Here is a 24452-nt window from a genome sequence, read left to right as displayed (position 1 = left end):
TTCTTCCCTTCCGCGTCTTCCCTCATTCGTTTCGTGAACGGAATTGTCATGCACCGACGCCATCTGATCAATGGGCTGCTGCTGGCCTTCACCGCCGCTTTCGCGATCTTCTCCGTGATAGCTCCCGCCGGGGTAGTCCGGCCGGTGGCGCTGGCGGTGCTCGTCCTCATCGTGGCCTGGGTCGTCGGGGTGGTGGTGTGGGCTGGCTACGTCGTGTGGCGGCGTCGCAGGCAGAACCAGCCGTCCGCCTGAAGCCGTCATCCCCGCGCCCCGCTACAGCCGCCGTACGCGCCTGCCAACCCCTTCCCCCTCGACCGTCTTCGGAGTCGACCATGTCCGATCCCGTTCCTTCGGCGACTGCTGCCCAGGCCGCCGTCTATCTGACCGATCTGCAGCGGGTGTTGCAGGCGCGGGGTTTACTCGCGCGGGTGCTGACCGATGCGGGGCGGTTGCCGCGTCTGCGGGTGATCAACCCGGAGGCCACCACGCTGGCCGAGGTCGTGTCGGCTGTGCCGCGGGAGGGTGAGTGGTTGTTCTGGTGGTCGTGGGCGAAGCCGATCGTTGAGGTGGCCTACCCGGACCGGGCGGCCGATCGTGTGGGTCGGGTGCTGGCGGTGGCGGCCCCGGACACCGTCTGACCGGCACGGGACCACGCCGACCGGGGCCGGGTGCTGTGGGCCCCGTGTCGCGGCCCTGTCGTGGCTGTCAGCGGCCGGGGGGTCGGCGGCGATCGGCCCTGTCACCACGATCACCGCCCGTTCGGCGGGGCCGTGGATGGCAGCGCCCTCACTCGCACCGCTCCGATCGGGGTGTCTCTGGCGGTGACATCCCGGCCGGGGCCGGGGCGGGTGACGGCAACCCGTAGTGGCTTCTCGGATGGGTGCCGGGTGGTGGGCGACCGTGACCGGCGTCCTGTCCGAGTCCGAGGTGACCGTGTGATGTGCAGCGCGTGGTCACCTGTGGTGGCTGACTGCGTCCGGCAGTCTGCCACCCACTTGTGCGGCGATCACACGCGGGTCCCCCGCTCGCGTCGATCGTCGCCTGAGGGGCGGTCCCTTGTCTGCTGAGGGAACCATCGCGAACGCCGACGCCGCGATGGGAGGGGCCGCCCCTCGTCAACCGAAAGTGAACCAGCGAGATTTCCGAAGGCTTCTCGGGACAGCAGCCAGCGGGCGGATGCGTAGGCCCGCCTGGCCGTATTCCCGAGAATCGGGTGACCGCGAGCGCCTCAGGCAACCGCGGACGCGGTCACCCCTTGGGGTGGCTGGCCGGATAGCCGAGGAGGTCCGGTCAGCCACCCTCCGGGATAGGCCGGGTGGTTCCCTCCGCCCGGCCAACCGGTGGGCGGCCCCTGTTTTGCGCTGGTGCGGAGCGCGGCTGCACAGGCCGTGAGGCGTAGAAGGGGGCCGCCCACCCCCGAGATCTTCATGATCGTCCGGTAGTGGCACGCTCCCAGTCATCGCGGGTGCCGCTACCGGACCCAGGCCCCCTCTGGCGGGAACGGTTGCGCGCAGGCGACCGTGCCCGTCAAGGGGGAGGGGAGGTGGCTGCTCGGGCCTCCGCTGTGCGGAGAGCAGCCACACCCCTTGGCTGACCGTCCTTGAAGCCCGGTCGGCCAACGCTGATGGTCTGGTGCAGCCGCTGACTCACCAGACCATCGCGGGCGGCTCCAGCAGCGTCACACGTGCGTGGCATCCGGGGTCCACGACACGGCACTGGAGCCGCCACCCCCTCAAACCCTTGAACGTCCGGCAGCGGTGGCGCTACCTCCCTCGCGCCCTGCTGCCGGACCCTCCCGGGGCCTTCGGGACGTAGCGCAAGGCGGGGAGTCACCCTCCCCCTATCGGCCGCTCATCCCGTCCCGAAGCCCTCTCCGTTCCCGCTGCGGGGGAAAGGAGAGAACGGGAAAGGGGAGGTAGGTCAGCGTGCGGCTGACCTACCTCCCCCTTCTGCCACCTGATCGCGGCTCTCTAGCTGGTGGGCAGGTGGATCACCGTCCCACCGGCTTCACCGGATACCGTACCCTTCGCTCCGGCACGGGTGCCCCGGCGAATGGGTGGTAGTGGCCGGGGTGCGGGTGCGGGTGTTCCGGTCAAGAACGCGGCCGTCGCCTCGGCCGCTGCAGCAGCGGCTTCGGGGTAGACGCTGATGTAGGTGTCGCGGGTGAACGACGCCGTGCGGTGCCCGAGCGCCTTTTGCACCAGGACGGCATCCGCCCCGGCCGCGAGCATCGCTGTGGCCGCCAGATGGCGCAGGTCATGCAACCTGATCGGTGGCAGTCCGGCCTGGTAACAGATCGCGTAGAAGCGATCCGTCACATACTGCGGATGCAGAGGCCGGCCGATCTCGTCGGTGAAGACGAACCCGGACTCCACCCACTCCGCCCCCGCGGCCAGCCGCTCCCGCGCCTGCCGCCGTTGATGCTCCTTCAACCAGGTCATCGACTCGGCGTCGACGGCGATCTCCCGATCGCTGGCATCGGTCTTCGGGGTGCCCTGGATCGCGTCCCAGCCGAGCTGAGTGATCTGCCAGTGAATCCCGATCCGCGACGCCTTGTAATCGACATCCGGCTTGCGGATACCTACGCCTTCACCCCGGCGCAGGCCGTTGATCGCATACAGCCGGTACAGGGCGAACAGGCGATCCCTGCGGGCGTGGGCGAGGAACTGCTGGGTCTGCTGCGGGGTCCACACCATCACCGGCGAGGGACGCGGCGCACCGATGTAGGCGACTACCGGGTCGACCCGCTTACCCTCCTTGCCTCCCTTGGCTTCGCGGGCCCGCTTGAGCAGGCCCAGGTGGGTGGCGTGGTCGAGGCGCCACTGGGCGACCCGCTCCTCAGTCCAGACCAGCGGCTTGGGCCGGGAGGCGGTAGCGAGTTCGACGACGGCGGCGGGGTTGAAGTCCAGCAACCGGTCCTGCCGAATGGCGATGTTCAACGCGTGCCGGAGCGTCGCCCGGATGCGGTGCATCGTGCTCGGGCCCACCGGACGCCGATACCGCACCGCCCGCACACGGGCCGGGTCTCCGCTGGTGCGTTCGGTGGCGATGATGTCGTTGAACTCCTCGATCGCGTCGAACATGCCCGCGACGTCCGACACGCGGAGCCGGTCCAGCCGGATGTCACCCAGGTACGGGATCAGATACAGCCGGATGTGCGACTCATACGAGCGCCGGGTGGTGGGCTCGATGGCTCGCTTGCGCTTGAGGAACTCCTCCAGCCATTCGCCGACGGTGATGTGCCGGTTCAGATCTTGATGGGTGCGGACCTTGCGCCGTACTTCTTCGGTGTCGGGAAGCTGCATGGTGGTCTTGAGCACCGACAGCATCAGTGCGGTGACCTGCCTGCGTACGGCCGGGTCGGGGTCCAGGGCGAGCAGGCCGCGGGCGTGATCCAGCTCCGCCTCCGCGTCCTCCAAGGTGAGGAAGCCGCGCCGCCGCAGCGGGGTGCGGCGCTTGCCGTCGGCGTGCGCGGGGAGTTCGAGCTGGTAGGCCCAGGTGCCGTGCGTCGAGCTCCACCGTTTCCCGCCGTTGGCGTGCGTGGTGCGCAGCTTCGGACATGTCTTGCCGATGTTCTTGCCGGTGTCGGGATCGATGCAGGCGCAGATCTTGTGCGTGGTGCCCTTGGCGACGGACACCTCCCTACCTACCGCCTTCGTCGTGCACGGGTCATTCGCCATCGTGATCATCCTTCCTCTCGTGTCTGGCGGCCATCGCCGCCGTGTTCTTCTGGCTGGTCGAGGAGCGCCCGCAGCCCGCGCACCGGTACGGCGTATCGGCCGCCGATGCGCAGCACCCGGCACGGGAACGCGCCTGCCTTGGCTAGGCGGTATGTCTTGGTGCGGCCCATGCCGAGCAGCCGCCCGGCCGCCAGCAGGCTCACCACTTCCGGGCGTCCGGCTGTCTCGGCGTCGAGGGGCTGGTTCGGGGTTGTGCCGGTCATGCATCACCTCCATGCGCGTGGATGAATAGGGGCAGGTCGGGCCGCGCGGGATGCGCGGCCCGGTGCGGCCGGGCGGGCTGTGGTGGGCGCTACGTCACCAACCCACCCCCGCCCCGTCACCGGGCCGGGGTGTGGCCGTCCCGTTGGCGACGGGCCGGTCACAGCCCCCGGCGTGCCGGGGTTCGGTGCGGGGTCGGGGTTGGTGGCGGCGGTATCGACGCCCACCTTGTTGGCCCGTGTCAAGCGAAGTCCGCAGGTCAGGGCTCGAATCCCTGTTCGCGGCCCGCATCCGGGCCGGGAACAGGGGCCCATGGGGCGCTACTCCAGCTCGTGGCCCTCTGGGAGGTGGGGGTCGGGCGCGGCCAGCCCCGGATGAGGCGTTGCTCTCGTGCGGTAGATGAGCAGGTCCTCGTGCGCGACTGCGTGGATCGGTATGCCGCGCGCCCATGCTTTGCGGGCCTCGTGGAGCTGAAAGAAGCTCGCTCGGTTCAGCAGGACGCCGTCGCCGAGCCCGCACAGCAGGCAGGCGATCCGGTCGGCGAACTCCAGCCCCGCTTCCTCGGCGAGCTGGTGGACGTGGCCGGGCAGGTCGACCAGCTCACCCCGCACCCGGTACGGCCGCACGGTGACCGCCACCACCCCGCCGGGCCGCAGCAGACTCGCGCACCCGGCCAGAATGCGGCCGAACCCATGCAGCAGCGCCGGGAGTTGCTGGTGGGCGAGGTTGCCGCGATCGGCCGAGTAGTGCTGGTTCCACTTGCGCACGCCCGGTTGGCCGGTGTCGCGGGTGGAGCGGATGTGGCCGTGGGTGTAGGTGCCGTATGGCGGCGAGGTCAGCACCAAGGCTGCCTGCCTGGCCAGGTCGGGCAGCAGGTGGGCGATGTTGCGGGCGTCTCCGGCCACCACCCGCCCGAACCCTTCCGCGCCCTGTTTGCGGGCGTGGGCGAGGTTGGCGACCGCCAGGCGCGCCCATTTCTCCTCATACTCCACACCCGCGGCGTGCCTGCCGAGGTGTGCGGCTTCGACCAGGGTGGTGCCGATCCCGCACATGGGATCGACCACCAGGTCCCCCGGAGCGGTATAGGTGCCGATCACGCGGGCCGCGATGGACGGCAGCATCTTGCCCGGATGCCGCATCGACTCCGGCAGATACCGGCCCCGCCGCTGCACCCGCGAGGGCTGCTGACCGGTCGCCCACACGGACTCCGTCATCGTGGCGTGCGTCTGCTCGGTCATCAGTGAGCACCTCCGGCCTTCGCCACGGAGGTCGCTGCGTGCGCACGTGAGCTCGAAGGCATGGTCAGTTTGCGGAAGAGCAGCACGTCGCTGTGCGCGGGTGCGCTCGCCGTCGACCCGGAGCGCTCCGGCCGTTCCTGCCAGGTGTCCAACTTGCCGCGTTCGCAGAAGCGACGGCTGCTGGAGGCGGGCCGGCGCAGGGCGATGATGTGCTGCAGATACACCAGCCCAGCCGCGTGTGCCTGGGTGATGATCTGCGGCAGCGGGTCGGGCGCGCCGTCGGCGCGGTGGTGGCCGGTGATCACGGCCAGGTGCCCGCCCGGCTTGACCAGCCCGGCAGCCGTGGAGATGTCGTAGAGCAGGGCGTCTTCGGCCGAACATGGGTACTCGGGGCTGGGCTGGTTGCACAGTTGCTCCGACACCACCAGCCCGGCGCTGCCGGTCAGGTCGGCCAGCAGCGGTGGGGTGTCCGCGCCCGGCGCGTTGGTGATGCGTGCGTCGACCCTGTGCAGGTCGTAGTCCGGGTGCAGGCGGGCCAGCCGCGTCCAGGTGACGCCCGCCTGGCGCGCGTAGGTGTAGATGGCGACCGGCAGGCGGCCAGCCGTCAGCGCGGCCGAGGCCACCTGGTGGTCGCTGGCGGTCAGGTGGATGACTCTCTCGCCTATGCGGGTGCAGGCAGCGATGAGGTGGCGGGCCAGCGGGCCGCTGACCGGGTGGCAGCAGCCCGCCTGGCAGGCGGCGTCCGTTTCGCAGTCGGCGGCGGCCAGCCACACCGTCAGCGGCAGATGCCCCCGCGCCGGGTCCGACACCTCACGGTTCACCGTGAGGTGTCCGCGCGGATCAGCGGTCAGTACGGCGGGTGCGCCGTACTCGTTGTGGAAGTCGTAGTCGAGGGTGATGCGGTGGTTGATGGGCTTGGTCATGTGGGTGTGGCCCGAGCACCGGGTCACTGATCCCTGTCACTTATCCAAATACCTGCCGCCAGGGTCGAGTTGGGACGGGCCGTCAAGCAAAGATCGCGTCATGCCGGTCCGTGTCACGCTCACCATGCTCCCCGCAGGAAGGCTCCTTCCTCGGTAATGCACAGGCTGTGGACAGCCTGTCGGGAGGCGGTGGTATCTGCCAGATCATCGAGGCCATCCCGGCATCCGGTCGGGCGCATTACCGCACCTCACCTACGCTATTCACCCAACGTGTCCGCTCGACTACGCCCATACTGGTGCGGCAAACGGGTCGGACGCTGGAGGGGGTCCGGCCCGTTCGGGGGCGTCCTGCCCCCGGCCGCCGTTCGCGCCGGGCCAGCGCCTCACCTCATCGCGGCCCGGCAGCCAGCCCCACCCCACTGCTGACACTGTTTTCGCAGGTCACAGCGTTTTCGTACAAGTTCCGGGCAACGCCTGGCGGGGGCGGCAGACGCTGAGAATGTTCCGTTGCAGCGAATGTTGGGCGTTGTCACCAAAGGCAGGTGGGCGGCGGTCTTCTCATCGAAGTGTGATGGGACCGGTCAGTGCAGGTTCAGCCGGTGCTGTGTGTGACACGAGGACCGAAGTTGACTTGAGACTGAGGCTTTGAGGGTATTTCCGCGCGTTCGCGTTACTGGCCCGAAAAGTCACGCGTTAGCGATCCCGGCTGGGTGGCAACGTCGTGCTTTGCGACCAGAGCCACACGGGCATGGGGCGTTCTTCGCCACCTCCCGTCCAGGGCCAGCCGCACCATCGTTTCCGGTGGCGATCCCATTCGATCGTGCCTTGCGTCGCCCCAGCATTCGCCATCTCTCCAGGAGGGGAGGCAGATGCGGCTGCTCCAGCAGCCAACGACTGACGGCGTTAAGGGAGCCTCCACTCACCCATTTACCAGGGTCAATGGAGCTAAGATCCATGCACTGGAGGGCCGTCCTGCGATAGCCGGTGAGTCGGCTCATCCCCTGCACGCGGGCTACATTGGGCAGAAATGCCGCGCCCGCCACCAACGCGGCGAGGGCCACACTTCCGCCCTTGTCATCGACCTGGTTGAACATGGCAATCAGCTCGGCCTCCGCGCCATGAACCGGGGGAACGTTTTCGACGGCGAGCAGCTTCTCATAGCGGTCGGTGAGCTCGTCCGGCGTCTCGTACGAGAACTCTGCTCCATAGCCGCTCTGGACGAAGTGGAGGACGAAGGCGCTGTTCTGCAACCCTGATCTGGCGGCCACGAGACCCTCGGTCTTGCGGAAGCCCGCCATTCTGATGACCTGCTGTCGCCGCGTACCACGACGCCATTCGTCACCGAGCCGATGACGAGGAGAACTCAGATGCGGGCAGACTTGCGCCGAATAGACGGCGCAGATCTCGTGCACAGGTGCCTCACCGCACACAACACCATCATCTAGATCTCCGCCGCCGGCTTCCGCAAAGGAGATGACCTGCCAGCGCAGTTCCTCGCCGAACGGCAGGCCGCACACTGCACACCAGTCGAACGTAGCAAGGGCCAGCTTGCGTTTCTCATTGACACTGCCGAAGTGCACTGCTTCATCGGCATCACGTTCCACTGTCGCGATCACGGGATAGCCCCTGGAATCAGTGGCCAGGTGAGCCAGTCGCCGGGGCACTAAGACAGAGGTAGGCCTCATGCCTCCAAGATGCCATCAAATGACCTTCACTACTGCCTCAATTGCCATTCGTCCTCCACTGCGTGCGATGCGAGGGCCGCCATGCGGCTTCACCCATCGTGCTTGCGCGGCTGTGCCCTCAACCTTCGGTGGGAACGCTCAACCTTCACTGCGACAGGTCAGAGAACAAGCCTCTGCACGGATGAGGCTGTGGAAGGTGGACGGGTTGCCGAGCCGTATGGATGAGCTGGCCGAGCGCCGTTTGGTCAAGCTGGTCGTTCAGGTGAAGGCGATGATGGCCGCCAATCTGAAGCCGGAGTACGGCGGCTTCTACGGCCAGCTTCTGCTCGCCCCGGACGCGGTCGCGGAGCTGGGTGAGCTGGCCGAGGTCCCTAAAGCCGCCCGTGCACCAGCCGGCCTCACCTTCCCCGGCCGGCCGGATGACGAGCCCGGCCAGGGCCTCTGAACGCCTGTCCGACGGCCGTCGAGCGCGATGACGGTGCCGCAGGTGATCGTCGACCGCGCGTGAAGCGAGCCGCCCCCAGTTCAGGGCGTCTACCCCTTTGATGCAAGCTTGACCCGAGAATCTCGGACGAGCCTTGTTCTCGCAGGTCAGCACAGGTTTCCGCGCCCAGTTCCACGGCAGGCCGCAACCCGCCGCCCGATGGGCCCACACGGCCAGATTCTACGTTTTCGCAGGTCATACATGGTTCCGGAGCATCAGTGAATGCTGGTGTGGTCTTTGCCGTGCCCGATGTCTGATCATTTTCTGTGGGTTTCTTGTACGGGCGCTCTGACCGGATGGCGACGTCTCAACCGCCTCTCCGCATCGGGAGCGTCGCCCATGTTCCACACCTCGGTCCGCCTCTCCACGGACACCACCCCGGCCACCACCACCACCGCCGCGACCTTGACGGCCTCGGCCACCACACCCGCATCCCTCGCGAGTTCGCTGCCGCTGGATGTGGCCGGGCACGCCTTCGACCTGCTCATGCGCGGCCCCGAGCCGCTGTCGGTTGACGGGGCCGCCCTCGGTGAGGGGCTTCCGGCTCGGCTGATCCCGCTGGATGAGCTGCGGCAGCTTCTGCTGCGCCGGTCCTGCACGCGCACCACCCGCGACCACGTCTGGCGCCACCTCATCACCCAGGCCCGCGCCCACCGGGGTGCGTGGATGGTGGCCGCCGTCGCGCTGGCCCGCCCGATGCTGGGCCGCCTGGTCACCGCCCTCACCACCAAGCTCCCTACCGAGCACACCGACCATCCGGACCGGCTCGCCCGCATGGACCAGGAAGACCTCGAAGCCGAGATCCTGACCGCCTTCATGGAAGCCCTCATCCGGGTCAACCTGGCCTGGTCGCACCCGCTGCTGCGGCTGTCCCGGCTGACCCAGTACGCCGTCCTGCGGGCATCCGCGGTCGAGCCGCCGCGCCTGCTGGACGACCCCGACCTGCTCGACCATGCCGAGAACGGGCAGCAGGCGCTCTCCTACCCGGCCGGCCACCCCGACCTGCTGCTCGCCCAGGCAGCCGCCGAAGGGGTTATCACCCAGGCGTCGGCGGAGCTGATCGGGCTTACCCGGCTGGAGGGCATCCCGCTCTCCGCATATTGCCGTCGCCGCGGCCTGCTCTACTGCACCGTCCTCAAGCGCCGTCAGCGGGCCGAGAACGCCCTCTACCAGGCGATTCTCGCCCGCCGCCTGTAGCGATCGGACCGCGCGCCAGCGGGGACCCGCCAGCAAAGAGCGCGCAAAGTCCGCTGGCCGCCCTGTCCGATCTCGGCTCTTCGACCAGGTCTTTGGACAAGTGAAGGCAGCGCGGATTTAAGGGGCGCCGAGCCCGGCAGCGGGACCTACCTGGTCGCCGGTCCCTGTCACCCGGCCCAGCCCACCACTCCACGCCCTCGAAGGAGGACGCCCACCCGGCCCCGCCGCCGGGCCCGGCCCCCTCCGCGCCGCCTCCGCCATCGCACCACCCGCCAGCTCGACCAGCACCAGAACTTCCGGGGGACAGCCCATGACCCGCCCACGCCGCACCACCACCTCACAAGCCCACAGCCTCAAGATCGCCCTGGCCGCTTTGTTTGTCCTCGTCACGATCGCCCTGGGGGCATTGCTCAGCTACGCCCTCGCCCACGCCACCACGACCGCTACCGCCGCCACCGTCTACGCGCCCGGCCGGGTGCTGGCCGCGCCGCCGGACTCGCTGAACACGGTGATCGACAACCTGCGCAACGTCATCGTCGGTCTCCTCGTCGCCCTCGCCACCCTGTTCCTGACCGTGGCCGGAGTTCGCTACATCCTGGCCGGTGGCGACCCCGGCGAGGTCGAGTCCGCCAAGAAGGGCCTGCGTTACGCCGGGCTCGGGTATGGGATCGCCGCCCTGGCCCCGCTCCTGGTGACCATTCTCAAAGGCATCGTGGGCGCGGAGTGAACCGCCTCCATCAGAGGCGACGACCGCGCATCCGGGCAAGCTGGCTGCACCGCGCGTTTCTCGTCTGGGCGCTGCTCACGATGACGGCCATTGCAAGCTCCATAGCGACGCCTGCACCGGCCAGCGCCGACCCCACACCCACGCCATCACCCACAACGAGCGCCAGCCCGAAGCCGTCGCAGGTGACCTGGATTCCACCCGCCCCACCATCCACCACCTCGCCGTCGGCACCGGGCGGGGTGGCCGAGTGCGGGTGGATGGATGCCGGGTGCAAGCTCAACCAGGCGATGAACGGCTGGTTCACCAGCCTGGTCACCGACGCCATCAAACCTGCCTTCGTCCTGGCCGGCAGCGCCCTGCTGGCCGCGCCGCCGCCGCTGATGCTGGAGCGGGTCCGGGAGCTGAACGGCCACGTCCGGTTGATCGCGAACGCGTTGCTGGTGTTGATGGTGCTGGCGGCCGGGGTGATCGTGATGGCCTACGGCAGCTCGGGCCTGTCCACCACACCCGGCGAGGTCATCCCGCGCCTGGTGATCGCCGTCATCACCGTGAACGCCTCGCTGACGATCTGCCAGCACGCCATCGAGCTGGCCAACGCGATGGTCGCCGCGCTGCTCGGTGACGGTGTGGACCCCGCGCGGGCGGGGAACTTCATCGCGGCCAAGGTCGACGGCCTGATCAAAGACCCGAAAGGCATCGTGCTGTTTCTGGTGCTGCTGATCGCGGTCGCGGTGGTGATGGGGTTCGTGCTGGCCTTCATCGGCATCATCCGCATCACCCTGCTGCTGTTCCTCATCATCGCCGCACCTTTGGCGTTGCTGTGTCATGCGCTGCCGCAGACCGAGGGCGTCGCGAAGCTGTGGTGGCGGTGCGTCGGCGGGCTGCTGGCCATCCAGATCCTGCAAGCCATCGGCCTGATCCTCGCGTTCAAACTGCTGCTCACAGATTCAGCTGCCGCTTATCCGCTCGCCCCCGCGAACCCGAGTACCGGGGATGCGATCGGGGCGATGCTGCGGCCCACCGCGAACCGGGCCCTGGACATTCTGATCTTGATCGGTGTCTTGTTCGTGCTGATCAAGATCCCCGGTTGGGTGGCTCGCACCATCTGGCAGCAGGCCCAGCCTCAGCTGCTGAAACGGCTGATCAAGGCCGTGATCATCTACAAGACCCTCGGAGCCGCCCGCGCCCTCGGCCAAGGCCGTCGCGCAGCCGCCGCCGGCAAAGGGGCCAAGACAGCCACGCACCGGCACGGCGGACCAGGCCGAGGCAAGGGCCGTGGCGGCGCTGGCCCCAAGCCGGGCGGCCCGAACAAGCCCAAGCGACCCGGACCCAACTCATCGACGGGAGCCGCCATGTCCAACCGCAAGGCTGCCTGGCAGCAGCTTGAACTCCCGCTCAACCTGCCAGCCCATAGCCCAGCCCCGCCGACACCGGAAGCCGCCGCCGCATTGGCCCGGAGAGCCCGGCAGGGCACCCAGCTTGCGCTGCCGTTCCCCGTCACCCGTGTCCCGCGCCCACCGACACCGCCCGGCACCGCGCCGCCGCGTACGCCACCGGCAGGCCCGTGGATTCGGCCCCGGCCGCCGTGGGTGCAAGACCGGCTGCCCGGCATGCCCACCCGCGCGCCTCGTCCCGGCCAGCTGCGTCTGCGGCTTGATCCGCCGCCCCGCCGCATCCCGCGCACCCAACGCCAGCCACGAGGAGGGAAGTCATGAAGCCCGAGGTTGAGCCGCCGCCGCTGCTGGCTCGTATCCCGGCCGACATCAACCAACCCGACAAGATCGCCTACGGACTCACCATCCGCCAACTCCTCATCGTCGCCCTGACCGGTGGGATCGCCGCCGCCGTCTACTACCTGCTCCATGAGCTTCTGCCCGTGGTCATCCTGGCGGCGATCCTGCTTCCGCTCGTCGCTCTCGGCATCGCCATCGCCCTCGGACGGCGGGACGGGCTGAGCCTCGATCGGTTCGCGCTGGCCGCACTGCTGCACGGCCAGGCCAGCAAGAAGCTGGTGGCCGCGCCGGACGGAGTGACCCAACCGCCGAGGTGGTGCCGCCTGCGCGGCAAGCTGCCCGCCCCGCTCCGGCTCCCGGTGCGGGCGATCCGTACGGACGGGGCGCTCGAACTGGCAGATGGCGGTGTAGCCGTGCTGGTGGAGACCGGCACCCTGTCCTTCCACCTGCGCACCACCGGCGAGCAAGCCGCGCTCGTCGGCGGGTTCGGCCGATGGCTGAACTCGCTGGAAGCCCCCGTGCAGCTGCTGGCTCGAGCCCGGCCAGCGGATCTGACCGACCTGGCCGAGACCATCGACGCCCGAGCCGAGGCCCTGCCGCACCCGGCGCTGGCCCAGGCCGCCCGTGAGCACGCCGCCTACCTGGCCGACCTGAACACCTCGCGTGAACTGCTGCAGAGGCAGGTGCTCGTCGTGCTTCGTGACCACTCCGCCAGCAGCCGGGGGCGGCGCTCGGTACGGCGCGACGCCTCGGCCGCGGTCGTCTTGCGGCGAGCCGCTGAAGCCGAACGCGCGCTGGCCTCGCTCGGTGTGACCACCCGCGTGCTGGACGCCGACGAGGCCGCCCAGGCGCTCACCGAGTGCCTCGACCCCGGCGCCCGCCATGCCGCCGGCCAGGCACTGCCAGACGAGCTCATCACCTCCGCCTCGGTCAGGAGCACCATATGAAGCTGCGCCGCCGTACCCACGCCCCGGAGCCGAGCGCCTTGACCCACCCCGCCGCTGTCGGTGTGGGCGTGCGGACCCTCACTCTGCCTAGCGCCGTCTGCGCGTCGTTCGCGGTGACCGGCTACCCGCGCGAGGTCGGCGCAGGGTGGCTGGAACCGCTGCTCACCTACCCCGGCCATCTCGATGTGTCCCTGCACATCGAACCGATTCCGCAGCAGGTCGCCGCGATGCGGCTGCGCCGCCAGCTCGCCCGCCTGGAATCAGCCAGCCGCACCGACGCCCAGCACGGCCGCCTCCAGGATTTTGCTGCCGAGGCCGCCGCCGATGACGCCACCGACCTGGCCGACAGCCTCGCCCGAGGCCACGGCCGCCTGTTCAAGGTCGGCCTCTACCTCACCGTCCACGCCCCCAACGAGCCGGAACTATCCGCCGAGGTCGACCGCGTCCGCGCGCTCACCTCCTCACTCCTGCTGGATGCGCAACCGGCAACGTTCCGCGCCTTGCAGGGATGGACCACCACGCTGCCGCTCGGCGTCGACTCCCTGGGCATGACGCGCACTTTCGATACGACAGCGCTCGCGGCGAGCTTCCCGTTCACCTCGCCCGACCTCGCCACCGAGATCGGCCAGACGAGCGTGCTGTATGGGTTGAGCGCGACCGGCTCCGGCGTCGTGCTGTGGGATCGCTACGGCCAGGACAACCACAACTCCGTCGTCCTCGCCAGAAGCGGCGCTGGCAAGAGCTACTTCACCAAACTCGAAACCCTGCGCCTGCTCTACCAAGGTGTCGAGGTCGCGGTCGTCGACCCCGAAGACGAGTACGCCCGCCTCGCGCGAGCGGTCGGCGGCACCTGCCTGCACCTCGGCGCGGCCGGAGTTCGATGGAACCCGTTCGACCTGCCCGCCAGCCACGGCCCCCGCGATGACGTGCTGTCGCGGCGGGCGATGTTCCTGCAGACCCTGATCGCCACCATGCTCGGCAGCCAGCCCACCGCCCAGACGCGGGCAACGCTGGACTCAGCGATCCTGGCCACCTACCAAGCCGCCGGAATCACCCGCGACCCGGCCACCTGGACCCGGCCCGCACCCCTGCTCGCCGATCTGGTCACCACCCTGACCGAAACTCAAAGCGGGGAAGGCGGCGGGTCAGCGGGAGCCGAGCTGGCCGCGCAGCTCGCCCCCTACGTCTCCGGCTCCTACCGCGCCCTCTTCGACGGACCCACCACCACCCAACCCGCCGGGCACCTGACCGTCTTCTCCCTGCGTGATCTGCCGGAAGAGATGAAAGCGGTCGGCACCCTGCTCGCGCTGGATGCCATCTGGCGGCGGGTGGCCAATCCGCGCGACCGGCGCAAACGCCTGGTCGTGGTGGATGAGGCGTGGCTGCTGATGAAGGAGCCCGAAGGGGCGAAGTTTCTGTTTCGGATGGCGAAGGCGGCCCGTAAGCACTGGGCCGGGCTCGCGGTCATCACTCAGGACGCCGCCGACCTGCTCGGTAGCGAGTTGGGGCAGGCGATCGTCGCCAACGCGGCCAATCAGATTCTCCTTCGCCAGGCGCCGCAAGCTATCGGTGCGGTCGGGGACGCCTTCGACCTGACCGACGGCGAGCGCCAGTTCCTGCTCACCGCGGAGCGAGGCGAGGCGCTCCTGGTGGCCGGGCCGGCGAGCCGAGCCGCCTTCCACATCATCGCCTCACCCGCCGAGGCGGCCCTGGTCACCACCGACCCCGCCCACCTGGCCGAACTCGACCAGCACGCCGAGGTCAACCAACCACCTGCGCCACCGCCTATGCCGACCACCTTCACCGCAAAGACCAACACCAACACCAACAACCACGACGATGAGGAAGGCGACCCGCTTTGAACCACTCGATCAGCACCGACCCCGAGAACCCGTGTCTGCTGTGCGGGATCGATGAGCACGACGTCCGGAAGGCTCTCGACTTCCTGGCCGAGCTACCCGCCCGGCTTCCGGAGTTCGCCCTCGCCTACGGCCCCTACCTGGCCGCCGCCTGGGCCGTCACCTGGACGGCGGTCCGTGCGGTGCGCTGCCTGCTCGGCTGGGCCCACCACGCCGACATGACCCCCCAGGCCCGGCTGATCGAGATCTCCTCCCCGCCGCGCAGCGACCCCGAAGGCGCCCTCGTCTTGTGGCGGCAACTCGTCGGGCTGCTGCGGCCCGCGTGGGCGCGGTTCTTCACCGGGCAGCCGCACCTGGTGTGGGAGTACCACGGCAGCGACGCCGGAGTCCGCATCCGCCTCTGGGTACCCGGCACCATCCCGCCCGGCATCGTGGAGAAAACCATCCAAGCCGCCTGGCCCGGCGCAACCACCACCACCTCGCCCGCCACCTCACCCCTGCCCGAAGGCGCGCAGGTCGCGGGCGGACGCCTGGTGCTGGCCGGGCCCGAGCACTTCCCGCTCACCACCGACCACGACCACGACCCCGCCCGCTCCCTGCTCGAAGCCATGAGCGGCCTGCGCGAAGGCGAACACGCGGTCGTGCAGATCCTCGCCCGCCCCACCACCGGCCGCCGTCTCCGCCACGCTTACCGCGCCGCCGCCCACCTACGCGGCGGCGGCAGCCGCAACCACATCGGCCGCCTCTTCGACGCCATCCTCCCCATGCCTGCCGACTCGCATGACCACCACCGGACCGGCGAGCTGGCCCGTGACTTCCCCGAACGCGCGGAACAGGTGCGGGTGATCCTCGCGAAGGCCGGTCAGCCGCGCTATGAGGTGGCCATCCGCTACGCCGTCTCCACCAGCCGCCAGCCCACCTCCACCCCACCGGCCGTGAGTCTCCGGCCAGACCACGCGGAGTCGGACTCGGGTTCGGGCTCTGGTGATCTGGTTCGTGGGTGGCTGCGAGGTCAAGCCCACACTCTGGCCGGCGTCTTCGCCTTGTTCACCGGCAGCCACCAGTACCTGCGCCGAGCCCGCCTCTTCCGGCCCGCCCGCGTGATCAGCTCGCGGCGTCTCGACCGCGGCTACCTGCTGTCCGTCGCCGAGCTGGCCGCGCTCGCGCACCTGCCGTGGGACATCGATGCCCCCGGCGTCACTCGCGCCGGGGCCCGCCCCGTCGCCCCGTCACCGGCCGTACCGCGCAACGCGACGGGCGGCACGGCCCGCGTCCTGGGCGACGCCGACAGCGGCCCCCAACGGCCCATAGCGCTCCCGGTGCGGGACGGGCGGCATCACACCCACGTGCTCGGCGGCACCGGCGTCGGCAAATCCACCCTGCTCGCGAACATGGTCCTGGCCGACGCAGCCGCAGGGCGAGGCGCCCTGGTCATCGACCCGAAGGGCGACCTGATCACCGACATTCTCAACCGGCTCCCAGCGCGGGCCGTCGGCAGGACGGTGGTGTTCGATCCGCAGGACCCGGCTCCGCCACCGTCGATCAACATCCTCGCGGGGCACGACCCGGCCTTCGCGGTCGACTCCGTGGTGACCATCTTCCACCGGTGCTTCTCCACAGCCTGGGGACCACGCGTGGACGATCTGCTGCGTTCCACCTGTCTCACGCTCACCTCGGTCCTGGGTCGTAAGGCGACCTTGGCGGATGTGCCGAGGTTGCTGACCGACTCGGCGTTCCGTACCCGGACCACGGCCGAGCTACGTGATGAGCTGCTGGCCGGGTTCTGGGACTCCTACGAAGCCCTCACCCCGGCCGGGCAGGCCACCGTCATCGGCCCGGTCATGAACAAGCTGCGCGCCGTGCTGCTGCGGCCGTTCGTGCGGCAGGCGCTGGCCAGCCCGGACACCACCGTCCCCATCGGCCAGCTACTCGACCGGGGCGGCTTGGTGCTCGCGCGCTTGCCGAAGGGCATCCTCGGCGATGACGCGGCCCGGCTGTTCGGCTCCATCCTGCTGGCCCACACCTGGCAGGCCACCACCCGCCGCTCGAACCTTGCCGAGGTCGACCGGCCGGACGCCTCCCTGGTGATCGATGAGTGTCATAACTTCTTGAACCTGCCTGGTCACATCAACGATGTGCTGGCCGAGGCGCGTGGTTACCGGCTCTCTCTGGTGCTGGCCCACCAGCACCTCGACCAGCTCCCCGCCGACCTGCGCGAAGCACTCTCCGCGGACGCCCGCAACAAGGTGTACTTCAACGCCTCACCCAAAGACGCCGGCGAGCTCAAACACCACACCGCCCCGCTGCTCACCCCGCACGACCTCACCCACCTGGGCGCCTACCAAGCCGCCGCCCGCCTGATCGTGGACGGCCAGCAAACGACAGCATTCACCCTGCGCACCCGGCCCCTGCCCGCCGCCGTCGAAGGGCGTGAGGCGGAGATCCGGCACGCCTCCCGCCAGCGCTTCACCCACCAGGCAGCGGCCAGGAGATCAGGCCACACAGCGGAAAGAACCGCCCTCGACGCGTCCGGCCAAACCTCCTCCGATACCGGCCCGGCCGCCACCTCAGACCCCAGCCCTTCCTGAACCCGGCCATCCCCGAACGCGGCCATTCCCGAACGCGGCCGTTCTCGAATCCGGCCCTTCCTGATCGACCGTTGTCCTCGCCCTGCCCGCACACGGAGGTTCGCCATGCCCAACAAGCCCTGCGGCTGCTCATGCTCTTGCACGCCGACCCATCCGCCCACCGCCCGCAAGGCGGCCCGCAAGCTGGCCCGGCTCACCATCCAGCCCCTCCCGGCGTCCCAGCCCCGCCTCGACCCTGCCGCCCTGCCCGCGCTCGCCGCCCGCCTGACCGAACGCGACTTCCAGATTCTCGACCACCTGCACCGGCACCAGGTCCTGACCACGCACCAGATCCAGCGCATGTTCTTCGGCATCGTGCAAGCCACCCGGGCCCGCATGTCCACCCTGCTCGCGCTCAACGCCGTCGTCCGCTTTCGGCCCTGGGCCGGATACGGTGCAGGCTCGGCCCCGATCCACTGGGCGCTGGGCAAGGCCGGAGCGCACGTTCTGGCCGCCCGCCGCGAGGTCACCGTGAAAGAGCTCGGCTACGACCCCGACACCAAGGTCTCCGCCTCCTCTCGGCTCCATCATCAAGTCGGCGTCAACGACTTCTTCTCCCGCCTGCACGCCCACGCCCGCCACACCCCCACCGCCGCATTGAAGGCATGGTTGTCAGAAATGGAGTGCGGCAGACGGTGGGGCGACTTGGCTCGCCCCGACGCCTACGGCTGCTGGACCGAGAGCAGCCGCCAGATTGACTTCTTCCTCGAGCACGACACCGGCACCGAACCCCTCAAACGCGTCGCCGCCAAAGTCGACCACTACCGCGACCTCGCCGACGCCACCCGCTTCTCCACGCCCGTGCTGTTCTGGCTGCCCAACCGCACCCGCGAAACCAACCTGCGCAAACTCCTCGCCACCCACCTCAACGACGATGAGATCCCGGTCGCCACCGCCGTCCACACCCACAACGGCGACAGCCCGGCCGGACCCATCTGGCTGCCCGCCTTCGCCGAGGCCGGGCAGCCGCGCATGCGGCTGGCCAACCTCGACCAGGGATGGCCCCACCTGACCCTCGGCACCATCCCCGACCCGCCTGACACCAGCCAGGACGAGAACGCCTTCCTCGACCGCATCTTCGGCCAAGAGGGGAGTGAGAGGTGAAGACCGCCGCGGCCGGCGCCGCCCTCCTGCTGCTCATCGTCTTGGCGTTTCTCGCAGCCGCTACGAGCATCCTGACCGGCTCGGGCACGCCCGGCGGTGTGGCCTGCGCGATCACACCCGATGCACCGATGACCAGCAGGGAGGGTGGACCGGTCGCGGCATCCCCGGCACCCACCGGCGTCGCCGCCGCCACGCTGACCTTGGACGGTGAGCAGCAGGCCCATGCGGCGCTGATTGTCCAGGTCGCGATGGAGCGCGGTCTGCCCGCGCGGGCGGCGGTGATCGCCGTTGCGACCGCTTTGCAGGAGTCCAAGCTGCGGAACCTGGCCTACGGGCACCTCGACAGCCTCGGGCTGTTCCAGCAGCGTCCTTCCCAGGGCTGGGGAACGCGCGAGCAGATCCTCGATCCGCGTTACGCCACGGGCACCTTCTATGACCATCTGGTCAAGGTGAAGCGGTGGGAGCGGCTCCCGCTCACCCAGGCCGCGCAAGCCGTTCAGCGTTCCGGATATCCCAACGCCTACGCCCAGTGGGAGCCGCTCGCCCAGCGCGTGGTCGACGCGCTGGCGGGAACGTGTGTGACCGTCATCCCGGGCGAGCAGGTCGCCGCCGTCATCGCCTACGCCCACGCTCAGCTCGGCAAACCGTATGTGTGGGGAGCCGAAGGACCGAACGCCTTCGACTGCTCCGGACTCACCATGCGCGCCTTCCAAGCCGCCGGAATCTCCATCCCGCGCGTCGCCGCCGACCAATGGCGGCACGGCCCGCCCATCTCACGGGGGCAGGAGCAGCCCGGCGACCTCGCCTTCTTCCGCATGGAACCCGACGGGCCCGGACACGTCGGCCTCGTCATCGGAGGCGGCCAGATGATCCACGCCCCCAACAAGCGAACCGTCGTCAAAATCGACACCTACCAACGCCATGACTTGATCGGCTTCTCACGCCCGGCCGCCCACGCACCCACCGGCCGGACCGACCCGCGCTAACCCGCCCACAGCCCCCGTGGCGGCAGGACGGCAACCGTGGCCGGGGGCGGGGCCATGGGGGCGGGGGACGCCGTACCGGGCCCCCGTAGGGCCGCACCGGGCCCACAGCCGCCCGGCCCATGATGCCTACCCGCCCGACACCGTCACGGCGGCGGGTGACGCCATGAGCCCGGTGCCGCATCGACGAAAGTCCGTAGGTGCAGACATAAATCCGCAGGTGAAGGGCCTTTTCCTGTTTCTCGAAACTTGTGGTCACGCAGAGCGATGTGACCGATACTGGCCGGGACATCTCCAGTAGATCCAAGTGAAGGAGCTCCCCATGCCCCCCGTGTCCGCTGTACGGCTTGCCGCGTTCCCGCTCGTCGTCACCCTCTCCGAGTACCCCGATGAGCCGATCAAGATTCGGGCCAAGCACAAGGTGGCCGGCATGCTTCTGCTCTATCGCCACCAGGTCAAGAGCCTGGACCCAAGCTGGAACGTGCCCGGTGCCTACATCCTGCTCGACCGCCCCGATGCCGAGGGCCGGTGGGGAGCCTACGTCGGCAAAGCCACCAACCCCGGACTCCGAAACCGCGTCCTGCAGCAGCTCAAAGTACGTGACCACTGGTATCGGGTGCTGGTCATCCGTTATGAGTCCAACGATGACGAGAAGCTGAACAGTGCCGAGGCCGGATGGTTGGAAGGCGAGATCTACTACTGCCTCGACAGTGCCGAAAACGTCGACCTGCACAACCGCAACCGGCCCCAAGACGCCACCCTGTCCATTGAGGACGAGGCCAGCTTGCGCGACTACATGATCCCCATCGAGTCCACGTTCCACCTCATCGGTCACGCCGTTCACCACCGCGACCCTCATGCTCCAGACGGCGGCGGCCCTGTCGTTAAGAGGATCAAGCCTGCACCTGCGCCGGAACCGCCTCGCTCATTCGTCAGCGTGCTCGGTCTCGGAACAAACCCATCTATTGAGGCCATCATGGAGAAGGGCGCCATGGTCAGGGCGGGTAGGCGTCAAACCCGGGCGACGCCCAAGCCGCCGGGCTCGCCTGTGTGAGCCGGTGGTGCAGGAGGTATGCCCCGGCCAGCGCACTGTTACTGTGCTGGGCGGGGCATACCCCTTGCGCTACCGGCTCAGGCGCTACCTCAGGTAGCCCTGGCCCTTGTCGCCTCCGTGCATCCGGCAGGCGAGTTCTTCCTCGGCCGTCAGCACGATGGCCGACAGCTCGGGTGCTTCGGTGGTCAGCGCCTTGTACAGGCGGTGCCAGCCGTCGATGATCAGCATGCCGCCGTTCGGCACGGTGGCCACGATCAGCGGCTCGGACAGATCCGTCTGGGCGGCGTGCTCGTGGTTGATGGAGATCAGTTGGAGCATGCCTGCCCATTCCCGGGGTTCGATCCGGCCCTGCGGCGCGCGGCCCTGGGTGAGCTTCTTGGCTTTGGTGATGTCCCATCGCCAGGCCATCATCTGGAAGAACTCCACCCCGTCGGCGCGTCCAGATGCGGAGGCCGTCATGCCCGGCTGGTGCGAGGCGGCGGTGGCAAGCTCACCGCTGGCGATGTTGCCGCTCATGCCATCCCCTCTTCACCGGATGAAGCAGCAGGACTTTGCTCCGCGGAGGCCGGCGCGAGTGCCTCGGCTTGAGCGATGAAGGTCCGGGCCGCGTCTCGCCGGATCAGGGCCATGGCCCGGTTGAGGTGAATGATGGAGAATTCGTGCTCGACCTCCGGTCCGAGGACGCCTACGACCATGGCGACATCCGGTGTGGGGTCGTCGTGGTCGAGGTAGGAGCTGATCCAGGCCGCGAATTTGGCCAGTGTCTGCTTCTGGGTCAGGCCCTGGCTGCGTCCCGCGTGCCGGATGTGCCGGTCGACCAGCAGCCACCAGGTGGCGAGGGTCTGGGCGCGCAGGGTGTCGTGGAACTGCTCGGCGGAAAGGTGTTCCCCCCGGCCGAGCCTGCGGGCGATGTCCTCGCTGCTGCGCCGCCGCGTGGTGCGGGCCTGCTCGATGATGGCCTCCATCGACAGCGTCTCGCCCGGCGCGGGCGCGGTGGTGAGGATGGCGGCGGCGGCTTCGCTGTCGGGTGGGGGTTTCGGGGTGTCGGGGTGCTGCGGGTGGTCGCTCACAGGGGTGTCCTTTCGTGGGGTGGTGACGTCAGCGCCGGGCGACGTTGACGGGGTCGGTTGGGCGTTCACGGCGTGTCCGGCGTGGAGTGCTGCGCCGGAACGGGTCCGGGGTGCGCGTGCGGGTCGCTGGGGTGGCGGGGGTCCACCGGCATGTCCGGCCCGGGATGGTCGGTTGCGTCGCCGGACTCGGCGAGGTGGTGGGTGAGGAGTTCGCCGCTGTCGTTGAGGAAGTCGCGGGCGGCCATGCGGGCGGCGTGGGCGAGGGCGTGGTCGAAGAGGGTTCCCGGTCGTCTGGCGGGGGCTTCGTTGGTCAGGAAGTGGCGGGCCATGGTGCGCACGCGTCGCAACGCGTGGTCGCAGGCCAGCCGCTTGAGGGTGATCTGTCCGTCGACGACGTCCCACCAGGCGCGGGTGGTCTGGGCGTAGGCGGCGGCGAATACCTGCTCGGCGGAGAGGAACTCGCCGTTCTGCAGGGCGGCGACGGCTTCGGCCGCTGCCGTGTAGTAGGCGTGCCGGGCTTCGGTGATCTTCTCAGTGGTGAGCTCATCGATCGAGCACCCCGCCTCCTCGACCGGTTCGGCGTTGGTGAGGTTCGAGCCGGTCGCGGCGCTGGCGGTTGTGCCGTACGGGGGAAGGGGGCCGGGCCCGTAGAGGTCGTTCATGGAGGTGGTCCTTTCGTTGGTGACATGGACGGTTGGTGACATGGACGAGCGAGGGGTGAGGGGTATGTGGGTGGGGCTGTCCGGGCGGCGGCGCGGGGCGGTCCCCGCGCTGCCGGGCGGACGGGATGTGAGGTCATGGCCGTATCCCGGCTGGGGTTAGAAGACGGGGGGCGTGGTCCATGGGTCGGGCAGGGGCCCGGCGTGTCCGCCGTAGGTGTCATCGGGGTGGGCGGCCGGTGTGGCCGGTGCGGGTGGTGCGGGTGGTGGGGTGAGGGCGTCGGCGATTCTCTGGGTTGCGGCGAGGAAGCCTTGGGCGGCGTTGCGGCGGGATTCGGCCATGGCCTGGGCGAACAGGCCGCCGCGAGATGGGCGGGCGCTGATCAGGAACTCCCGGGCGTGTTGCCGCACGGTCAGAATCGCGGTCCCGCCGTCCACGGTGTCCTCGATGCCGTGGGTGAGGTCGGTGACCTGCTGCCACCAGCTCATCCGGTGGTAGAGGTGGGCGATGCGGGCCAGGGTGGCGTCGTCCAGGTTCCCCTCGTCATCGAGGGAGCAGACACGGTCGAGAGCTTCGCCCAGCGCGTGGCGGGCGTCGTGGACGTGCTGACTGGCGCGCTCTTCGAGTCGACCCATGATGATGATCTCCTTCACTGTCAGGTGGTGGGGCGTGGTGGGCGGGGCGTCCGGCCCCGGCATGGGCCGGGGCGCTGGCGCGGTATCCGGGGGTGGGGCCGTGCCGGGGGTGGGGCCCGTGCCGTGCCCGCGCCGCTACGGCGGGGGCACCGGGCCGGGGTAGGTGCCGGGGTCCGGTAGGGCCGGGCCGGGGCGTGTGGCGGGCCGTACGCCCGCGTGACGCTGTGCCGCCCGGCGGCGGTGTCCGGTACGGCCTCCATCGGGGCCGTACCGGACAGCGGGGCGCGTTAGGCGGTGGCGAGTAGCCGGAAGGCTCTGGCTTTGAGTTTGGCGTTGTCGTGGTCATCCAGCAGGGCGCGCTCGGCGCGGACGGTGGCGACATCGCGGCTGCCGAACACCGGGGACTTGTGGTCCAGCCGTTCGGTCACCGCGTTGTAGGCCGCCCACCGCGTGTTACGAATCGGCTCCTGGGTGGGCGCGTCGTTGAACAGGTACTCCAGCTCCCGCATGGTCAGGTCGTGGTTGCGCTTGGTCAGGTCCTTGGCGTCCGCCGGTAGCGGGTGCAGGCGGGTCGCGAACTGGCGGAATTCGTTGCGGTCCATCGGGACGGCGAGCAGCTTCTCGGCCTCAGCCGCGAACGCCTGACCGTGCTTCCACGTGAGTTTCAGCGCCTCACGCGCTTCGGCGATGCGCCCGGCGACGTTGCCGGTATGCCGGACGGTGAACCTGGAGGCGTGGTTGGCCAGCGCCGCGCGTTCGGTGTTCGCGCACACCACGCGTACCGGGGTGGCGACCGTGGTGAACGAACCCCATCCGTCGTGCCGGGAGAACGCGGCGAGGTAGAGGTCGATCTGGTCGAACCCGCCGACCATGAGGGGTTCGGGAAGGCGCATGGTGATGAATACGCGCCGTCCGTTGTTCAGGGAGCCGCCGGTGTCGAAGATCGCTCCCGACTCGTCGACGAGGGTCTGGAGGAATCCGGTGACGTCTTCGTTTTGGAGGACCTGGTAGTCGCGTCCGACCCGGCCGAGGCGTTCGGGCTGGCGGGTGACCGGGTTGGTGCGCACGACCAGGAAGTCCTCGTCGGTGGTGACGGTGTGGCCGGTGACGGGGTCGGTCACCTGACCGACCGGCAGCTTGCGGACGTTCCACCCGGCGAGCTGGGCGTGGGACAGCAGTTCCTCGGCGGTCATCGGGCCGGGCGCGGTGTAGCCGAGCCCGTGCCAGCCGGGCTTTCCGGCGGCGGCGAATCCGGCCGAACCGTTGGCGAAGACTTCGATTTCGTGAGCCATGACAGATTCCCTTTCAGATGTGTGCCTATGTGCGGTGTTGTGGTGTGCGGGCATGCGGAACAGACGCGATGCCGCGAGCGGGTGTGGGGTGGTGGATTGGACCCCGGCGCGGTGCGGGCCGGTGATCTGTGCGGGCTAGGGGTGCCCGTCCGGCGCGGGGCCGGGTGCCCTGACGGTGGGGCCGCGCGGGCCGGGTTGGTTGCGGCGGGGTGGCGGGCGGGGGGGGTGGGGTGTGCCGCCCCCCCCAGGGCCCGGGGGGGGGGGGGGCGGGCGGGGGGGGCCCCCCCCCCCCC

General features: G+C 69.5%; 23 protein-coding genes. 12 read left to right on the top strand and 11 right to left on the bottom strand.

The window, feature by feature from the left end; translation table 11 throughout:
* The first annotated feature begins 48 nt into the window (after positions 1-48).
* Both ACFWY5_RS33345 and ACFWY5_RS33340 read left to right on the top strand, forming a co-directional pair.
* Positions 49-252: a hypothetical protein gene (locus tag ACFWY5_RS33345; protein WP_379609312.1), complete on the top strand. Its 204-nt coding sequence runs from the start codon at positions 49-51 to the stop codon at positions 250-252.
* Positions 253-332: 80 nt separating this feature from the next.
* Positions 333-638, top strand: coding sequence for a hypothetical protein (locus tag ACFWY5_RS33340; protein ID WP_379609314.1), 306 nt, complete (start codon positions 333-335; stop codon positions 636-638).
* Positions 639-1970: 1332 nt separating this feature from the next.
* On the opposite strand, the gene xerC is transcribed toward ACFWY5_RS33340, so the two are convergent.
* The 5 genes from xerC to ACFWY5_RS33315 all read right to left on the bottom strand — a co-directional run bounded on the left by xerC (position 1971) and on the right by ACFWY5_RS33315 (position 7718).
* Positions 1971-3680, bottom strand: coding sequence for a tyrosine recombinase XerC (xerC, locus tag ACFWY5_RS33335; protein ID WP_379609316.1), 1710 nt, complete (start codon positions 3678-3680; stop codon positions 1971-1973).
* Positions 3681-3685: 5 nt separating this feature from the next.
* Positions 3686-3943: a helix-turn-helix domain-containing protein gene (locus tag ACFWY5_RS33330; RefSeq protein ID WP_379609318.1), complete on the bottom strand. Its 258-nt coding sequence runs from the start codon at positions 3941-3943 to the stop codon at positions 3686-3688.
* A gap of 318 nt (positions 3944-4261) precedes the next feature.
* A complete protein-coding gene (locus ACFWY5_RS33325; protein ID WP_379609320.1) occupies positions 4262-5179 on the bottom strand; it encodes a TRM11 family SAM-dependent methyltransferase in 918 nt (305 codons plus the stop codon).
* Positions 5179-6102, bottom strand: coding sequence for a hypothetical protein (locus tag ACFWY5_RS33320; protein ID WP_379609321.1), 924 nt, complete (start codon positions 6100-6102; stop codon positions 5179-5181). The genes ACFWY5_RS33325 and ACFWY5_RS33320 overlap by 1 nt, the downstream gene beginning before the upstream one ends.
* Before the next feature lie 686 nt (positions 6103-6788).
* Positions 6789-7718 carry an SEC-C metal-binding domain-containing protein gene (locus ACFWY5_RS33315; RefSeq protein ID WP_379609322.1) on the bottom strand — a complete coding sequence of 310 codons (930 nt, stop codon included), beginning with the start codon at positions 7716-7718 and terminating at the stop codon, positions 6789-6791.
* A 250-nt stretch (positions 7719-7968) separates the two neighbouring features.
* Here ACFWY5_RS33315 and ACFWY5_RS33310 point away from each other — a divergent pair, with 250 nt between their 5' ends.
* The 3 genes from ACFWY5_RS33310 to ACFWY5_RS33300 all read left to right on the top strand — a co-directional run bounded on the left by ACFWY5_RS33310 (position 7969) and on the right by ACFWY5_RS33300 (position 10195).
* Positions 7969-8232 (top strand): hypothetical protein, encoded by a 264-nt coding sequence (locus ACFWY5_RS33310; RefSeq protein ID WP_379609324.1) that lies wholly within the window; start codon positions 7969-7971, stop codon positions 8230-8232.
* 378 nt (positions 8233-8610) lie between these two features.
* Complete coding sequence (locus ACFWY5_RS33305; protein WP_379609326.1) at positions 8611-9468, top strand: hypothetical protein; 858 nt, start codon at positions 8611-8613, stop codon at positions 9466-9468.
* A 310-nt stretch (positions 9469-9778) separates the two neighbouring features.
* On the top strand, positions 9779-10195 hold the full coding sequence (locus ACFWY5_RS33300) for a pilin (RefSeq protein ID WP_379609327.1): 417 nt from the start codon (positions 9779-9781) through the stop codon (positions 10193-10195).
* Between the two features lie 10 nt (positions 10196-10205).
* Here the strand turns inward: ACFWY5_RS33300 and ACFWY5_RS33295 are convergent, their stop codons facing one another.
* Entirely contained in the window at positions 10206-10511 is a 306-nt protein-coding gene (locus ACFWY5_RS33295) for a hypothetical protein (protein WP_379609329.1), read from the bottom strand.
* Between ACFWY5_RS33295 and ACFWY5_RS33290 the strand changes: the two genes are divergently transcribed.
* From ACFWY5_RS33290 to ACFWY5_RS33260, 7 genes are all read left to right on the top strand, one after another.
* Positions 10483-11910: a hypothetical protein gene (locus ACFWY5_RS33290; protein ID WP_379609330.1), complete on the top strand. Its 1428-nt coding sequence runs from the start codon at positions 10483-10485 to the stop codon at positions 11908-11910. The two genes, ACFWY5_RS33295 and ACFWY5_RS33290, sit on opposite strands and share 29 nt — an antisense overlap.
* Positions 11907-12875: a PrgI family protein gene (locus tag ACFWY5_RS33285; protein ID WP_379609331.1), complete on the top strand. Its 969-nt coding sequence runs from the start codon at positions 11907-11909 to the stop codon at positions 12873-12875. The genes ACFWY5_RS33290 and ACFWY5_RS33285 overlap by 4 nt, the downstream gene beginning before the upstream one ends.
* The gene (locus tag ACFWY5_RS33280; protein ID WP_379609332.1) at positions 12872-14737 is read left to right on the top strand and encodes a VirB4 family type IV secretion system protein; all 1866 of its coding nucleotides are present in this window, start codon (positions 12872-12874) and stop codon (positions 14735-14737) included. Before ACFWY5_RS33285 ends, ACFWY5_RS33280 begins: the two co-directional genes overlap by 4 nt.
* Positions 14734-17322 (top strand): type IV secretory system conjugative DNA transfer family protein, encoded by a 2589-nt coding sequence (locus ACFWY5_RS33275; protein ID WP_379609334.1) that lies wholly within the window; start codon positions 14734-14736, stop codon positions 17320-17322. Before ACFWY5_RS33280 ends, ACFWY5_RS33275 begins: the two co-directional genes overlap by 4 nt.
* Before the next feature lie 105 nt (positions 17323-17427).
* Positions 17428-18465, top strand: coding sequence for a replication-relaxation family protein (locus ACFWY5_RS33270; protein ID WP_379609335.1), 1038 nt, complete (start codon positions 17428-17430; stop codon positions 18463-18465).
* The gene (locus ACFWY5_RS33265; RefSeq protein ID WP_379609336.1) at positions 18462-19451 is read left to right on the top strand and encodes a C40 family peptidase; all 990 of its coding nucleotides are present in this window, start codon (positions 18462-18464) and stop codon (positions 19449-19451) included. Before ACFWY5_RS33270 ends, ACFWY5_RS33265 begins: the two co-directional genes overlap by 4 nt.
* 319 nt (positions 19452-19770) lie before the next feature.
* The gene (locus tag ACFWY5_RS33260) at positions 19771-20502 is read left to right on the top strand and encodes a hypothetical protein (protein WP_379609337.1); all 732 of its coding nucleotides are present in this window, start codon (positions 19771-19773) and stop codon (positions 20500-20502) included.
* Positions 20503-20586: 84 nt separating this feature from the next.
* Here the strand turns inward: ACFWY5_RS33260 and ACFWY5_RS33255 are convergent, their stop codons facing one another.
* From ACFWY5_RS33255 to ACFWY5_RS33235, 5 genes are all read right to left on the bottom strand, one after another.
* On the bottom strand, positions 20587-21018 hold the full coding sequence (locus ACFWY5_RS33255) for a hypothetical protein (RefSeq protein ID WP_379609339.1): 432 nt from the start codon (positions 21016-21018) through the stop codon (positions 20587-20589).
* Positions 21015-21572 carry a hypothetical protein gene (locus ACFWY5_RS33250; RefSeq protein WP_379609340.1) on the bottom strand — a complete coding sequence of 186 codons (558 nt, stop codon included), beginning with the start codon at positions 21570-21572 and terminating at the stop codon, positions 21015-21017. Before ACFWY5_RS33250 ends, ACFWY5_RS33255 begins: the two co-directional genes overlap by 4 nt.
* 65 nt (positions 21573-21637) lie before the next feature.
* A complete protein-coding gene (locus ACFWY5_RS33245) occupies positions 21638-22234 on the bottom strand; it encodes a hypothetical protein (protein WP_379609342.1) in 597 nt (198 codons plus the stop codon).
* A gap of 156 nt (positions 22235-22390) precedes the next feature.
* Positions 22391-22867 (bottom strand): hypothetical protein, encoded by a 477-nt coding sequence (locus tag ACFWY5_RS33240; RefSeq protein ID WP_379609343.1) that lies wholly within the window; start codon positions 22865-22867, stop codon positions 22391-22393.
* A 287-nt stretch (positions 22868-23154) separates the two neighbouring features.
* Positions 23155-24159: a DUF932 domain-containing protein gene (locus ACFWY5_RS33235; RefSeq protein ID WP_379609344.1), complete on the bottom strand. Its 1005-nt coding sequence runs from the start codon at positions 24157-24159 to the stop codon at positions 23155-23157.
* Positions 24160-24452 lie beyond the last annotated feature (293 nt).

The organism is Nonomuraea sp. NPDC059007, assembly GCF_042740555.1.
Taxonomy (GTDB): domain Bacteria; phylum Actinomycetota; class Actinomycetes; order Streptosporangiales; family Streptosporangiaceae; genus Nonomuraea.
Note: the sequence above shows the minus strand (reverse complement) of the source record. Positions and strands in the feature narration are given on the sequence as shown.